Below are 1,176 nucleotides of genomic sequence, written 5' to 3'. Positions count from 1 at the left end.
GTCATCGCGGCGGTCTCCGCCACCGCGATCCTGGTCGCGGTCGTCCTGCCCGCCGAATACGGCATCGATCCGACCGGGGTCGGATCGGCGCTGAACCTCACGGAGATGGGCGATGTCAAGATGCAGCTTGCAGCGGAAGCCGAGGCCGATGCCGCGATGGACGCGGCAGCCCGTGCCGCCCCTTCCACCGGCGCCAAAGCCGCGCCGCTTCCGCCTGCCGCCGTCGGCGTGGTGCCGCCTCCCGTCGCCCCGCTGGCTCCGCCCGCACCACCGGCCCCGCCCGCTCCGGAGCGGCAGTCCAGCATCCTCGGCGCGATCGGCGGTTTCTTCGTCTCGTCCGCCGTCGCCCAGGAGATGCNGCGCCGCTTCCGCCTGCCGCCGTCGGCGTGGTTCCGCCTCCCGTCGCCCCGCTGGCTCCGCCCGCACCACCGGCCCCGCCCGCTCCGGAGCGGCAGTCCAGCATCCTCGGCGCGATCGGCGGTCTCTTCGTCTCGTCCGCCGTCGCCCAGGAGATACGCCAGGACGAGATGACGATCACGCTCGCCCCCGGGGAGGGCGCGGAGATCAAGCTGACCATGCAGGAAGGCGAGATCGCCTCGTTCGCCTGGGTCGTCTCGGAAGGCGGCGCGGTCAACTACGACACACATGGCGACGGCGGCGGACAGAACGTCTCCTACGAGAAGGGGCGCGCGGTCTCTTCCGACGAGGGGACCATTCAGGCCGCCTTCGCGGGCAACCACGGATGGTTCTGGCGTAACCGCGGCGATGCTCCCGTTGCCGTGACGCTGCGCACGAGCGGCACCTACACGGCCTTCGAGCGGAAGGTCTGACGAAGCCTTCCCATCACCGCCGACCGATGGTCTCGTGCCGTCGGTCGGCACCTATTACCGACCGGGCAGCCGCAACGTCCGGGTCGAGGTAAAGAACGATGCTCACGGTCCTGCGCCACCGCACCTATCGCCATCTCTTCGCGGCGCAGGTTCTCTCGCTGATCGGGACCGGCCTGACCACGGTGGCGCTCGGGCTGCTCGCCTACGATCTTGCCGGCGCCGACGCCGGGGTGGTGCTCGGGACGGCACTGGCGATCAAGATGATCGCGTACGTGGGCGTCTCGCAGTTCGCCGGGGTCCTGACGAGCTTCCTGCCGCGGCGGACGCTGCTCGTCGGCCTCGACCT

Annotated in this window: 1 protein-coding gene and 1 pseudogene; both read left to right on the top strand. The window is 70.8% G+C overall.

Annotation, left to right across the window (positions count from 1 at the left end):
- Window positions 1-527: 527 nt before the first annotated feature.
- A complete protein-coding gene (locus VQ042_RS25620; protein WP_331823055.1) occupies window positions 528-830 on the top strand; it encodes a hypothetical protein in 303 nt (100 codons plus the stop codon).
- 98 nt (window positions 831-928) lie between these two features.
- Window positions 929-1,176 (top strand): annotated as a pseudogene (locus tag VQ042_RS25615) (MFS transporter); the annotation flags it as partial.

The sequence above is a fragment of the Aurantimonas sp. A2-1-M11 genome (genome assembly GCF_036549475.1).
Lineage (GTDB): Bacteria > Pseudomonadota > Alphaproteobacteria > Rhizobiales > Rhizobiaceae > Aurantimonas.
This window is presented reverse-complemented; position numbering and strand designations above follow the sequence as displayed.